The following is a 2,737-nucleotide window of genomic DNA, read 5'->3' as shown; positions in this document are numbered from 1 at the left end:
CATAAATACCTGTCAGCCTTGCCCGTCGGCGTCAACCTAATTATGTATCGATCAACACAGAAAAGAGCATCATGTCGGAACGAGGCCGCCCCCGCACTTTCGATCGAACCGCAGCCCTGCGCCGCGCGATGGAGGTGTTCTGGGCCCGTGGTTACGAAGGCGCATCGATGAGCGAGCTGACCGCCGCCATGGGCATCAACTCGCCCAGCCTCTACGCTGCCTTCGGCAGCAAGGAGGCGCTGTTCCTGGAGGCGACGGATTTTTACTCGCACACCGAGGGTGCCGACATCTGGCTGGCGCTGGAGGAAGCTCCGACCGCGCGGCAGGCGATCGAACAATTCCTGAGCCTGACGGCGAGGGCCTATGCGCAGAGCGATCGTCCGCAGGGCTGCCTGATCACGCTGGGCGCACTGCATCAGGATTCGAGCCGCGGCGCCATCTGCGACGACCTGCGCCGTCGTCGCGCCGAAAACCACACCGCACTGCAGAAGCGTCTGGAGCGCGGCGTTGCCGAAGGCGAATTGCCGGCGGATTTCGACTCTAGTGCTGCCGCGACTTTCTTCGCCACGGTCCAGCACGGCATGTCGATCCAGGCGCGTGACGGTGCCTCACATAATGCCCTGCTGGCGACGGTAGCCGGGGCCATGGCGGCCTGGAGGACGCTGGCCGGCGGCAGCGCGGCGTGACAAACGCCGGCTGGTGTGCTCGAAATCCGCCAGCAAGGCCGGGAGGGATGAGAGCGTGAAAAAGGGTTATCGCGAGCTGCTGGACGAGGCGAACGCCGTGATCGAGGTGGTTTCGCCGGAGGAGGCGGCCGGGCTGATCGACGATGAAGACACCATCTTCGTCGATCTGCGCGATCCACGCGAAGTGGAACGCGACGGCAAGATTCCCGGCGCCAAGCATGTCACGCGCGGCATGCTGGAGTTCTGGATCGACCCCGAAAGCCCTTACCACAAGCCGTTCTTCGCCTCGGGAAAGAGCTTCGTGTTCTTCTGCGCCGGTGGCTGGCGCACGGCGCTGGCCACAAAGACGGCGCAGGACATGGGGCTTTCGCCGGTCAGGCACATCCTTGGCGGCTACACCGCCTGGAAGGCCGCCGGACTGCCGGTCGAACCCGGCGAGAAGAAGAAATAATCTCGACCGCCGCTCAGTGCAGCAGCAATGGCTCGCGATTCGCCACGAAGCCAACCGCGCGTTCGACCACGCCCTTGTCGGCGAGAATGCGGCGGTGGCCGAGCCCGTCGGCCCAGTAGAGCCGCACATGGCCGCCGGCGCCGGCATAGCGCCTTGCATGATCGGCCGAGACTTCGCGGTCGTCCTGCGCATGGATGACCAGGGTCGGCACCGGCGCCTGGGCGAGCTGACGGTCGCCGGTGAATTCGTGCAGGGGTCGGCCGGAAAGATGCTCGACCCGGTCCGCCATGGCGGCTTGCGAGCGCGGGCCGACATTGAGCATGCGGCTGAAGTCGGCAAAGATCGCCGGCAGGGAACTTGGCGCCGCGATCAGCACCAGGCGTCCGGCCGCCAGTGGCGGGATGTTCTTGACCGAACCGGCGATGGCGTTGGCGGCGACGGCGCCGCCGAAGGAATGGCCGACCGCCGCCACGAAGGGGCCGAACCATTCGCCGGCAACCCGCACCGCATCCACCGCATTGACCATGTTCAGGCGCCGGCCCTGCGACTGGCCGTGGCCGGGCAGGTCAAGCGAAACGACCCGGTGGCCGGCGGCGCGATAACCTTCGATCAAGGCGCGCATATATTCGGTGCGCGAGCGCCAGCCATGGACGACGAGCACCGTGCCGGCGGCCGCCCTGCCCGGCTCCGGGCGGAACTCGTGCACCATGACGCAGCCGGTCGCGGTCTTCAGCCGGTGATGACGCGCCTCGGTCATGAACCCGGCCGCACGGTCGACAGCACGGCGCTCGCCATCGCTGAGCGCCTTGACATTCGGGGTGCGGCAGAACAATTCGAACGCCGCGCGTCCGCTAAGCCGCGGCGCGACACGCTCTGCCGCACCGAACACGCCCCGGATGACCTTCAGCCCGAATGATGCCATAGTGAAAATCCATCCATACGTTCAAGCATGAACATAATAGTTCAAAGATGAACAATAAACAAGAGCTGCCTTGGGATAATCCGCGTTTCCGCAACTGGGTCGCGGTGGCGCGCGCCTGCCATGTGCTGGAGCGCACGCTGGCGGTAAAGCTTGCGCCGCTCGATTTGAAACCGGCGCAGCTCGACGTGCTGATGAACCTCTATCGCCACCCCGGCATGTCGCAGCACGATCTTGCCCGCAAGCTGCTCGTCGGCCGTTCCAACATCACCATGCTTTTGCCGCAGCTGGAAGCGCGTGGCCTGCTGCGCCGCGAAGGCGACGAGAAGGACAAGCGCATCCTGCGGCTTGCCCTCACCGAGGCTGGCGAGGCGCTGTTGATGCAGGCGCTGAAAGTGCATATGGCGCTGATCGAGAAGGCGATGAGCCAGTCGACGCCGGAGCAATGCGACATGATCGGCGAGCAGATGCGCAAGATCTATGATGTGCTGAAAGAGGCGTGACGGCCTTTCAGCCCGGACCTACCACATCGTCTTCTTCGCCCGTTCCGGCCATTCCTTGTCGTAGGTCTCGCCGTCGATGTTCCTGCGGCTGGTGATTTCCAGGATCTGTCCGGGCGTCGGCAGCGACTTCGGGTCGACGTGCCTTGCTGCGTTCCAGAGCTCGGAGCGGACGATGGCC

Annotated in this window: 4 protein-coding genes and 1 pseudogene; 3 read left to right on the top strand and 2 right to left on the bottom strand. The window is 65.1% G+C overall.

Going from position 1 to position 2,737, the window contains the following annotated elements; translation table 11 throughout:
• The first annotated feature begins 71 nt into the window (after positions 1 to 71).
• Together EN749_RS33805 and EN749_RS33800 are read left to right on the top strand one after the other, a co-directional pair.
• Positions 72 to 686, top strand: coding sequence for a TetR/AcrR family transcriptional regulator (locus EN749_RS33805; protein WP_128364804.1), 615 nt, complete (start codon positions 72 to 74; stop codon positions 684 to 686).
• Positions 687 to 741: 55 nt separating this feature from the next.
• Complete coding sequence (locus EN749_RS33800; protein ID WP_128364803.1) at positions 742 to 1,137, top strand: rhodanese-like domain-containing protein; 396 nt, start codon at positions 742 to 744, stop codon at positions 1,135 to 1,137.
• A 13-nt stretch (positions 1,138 to 1,150) separates the two neighbouring features.
• On the opposite strand, the gene EN749_RS33795 is transcribed toward EN749_RS33800, so the two are convergent.
• On the bottom strand, positions 1,151 to 2,059 hold the full coding sequence (locus tag EN749_RS33795; RefSeq protein WP_127270854.1) for an alpha/beta hydrolase: 909 nt from the start codon (positions 2,057 to 2,059) through the stop codon (positions 1,151 to 1,153).
• Positions 2,060 to 2,106: 47 nt separating this feature from the next.
• Between EN749_RS33795 and EN749_RS33790 the strand changes: the two genes are divergently transcribed.
• Positions 2,107 to 2,559, top strand: a complete 453-nt coding sequence (locus tag EN749_RS33790) for a MarR family transcriptional regulator (RefSeq protein ID WP_023813960.1) — start codon at positions 2,107 to 2,109, stop codon at positions 2,557 to 2,559.
• Positions 2,560 to 2,577: 18 nt separating this feature from the next.
• Here the strand turns inward: EN749_RS33790 and EN749_RS39180 are convergent.
• Positions 2,578 to 2,737, bottom strand: a pseudogene (locus EN749_RS39180) (pyridoxamine 5'-phosphate oxidase family protein); the annotation flags it as partial.

This window comes from Mesorhizobium sp. M7A.F.Ca.ET.027.02.1.1 (assembly GCF_004022985.1).
Taxonomy (GTDB): domain Bacteria; phylum Pseudomonadota; class Alphaproteobacteria; order Rhizobiales; family Rhizobiaceae; genus Mesorhizobium.
Note: the sequence above shows the minus strand (reverse complement) of the source record. Positions and strands in the feature narration are given on the sequence as shown.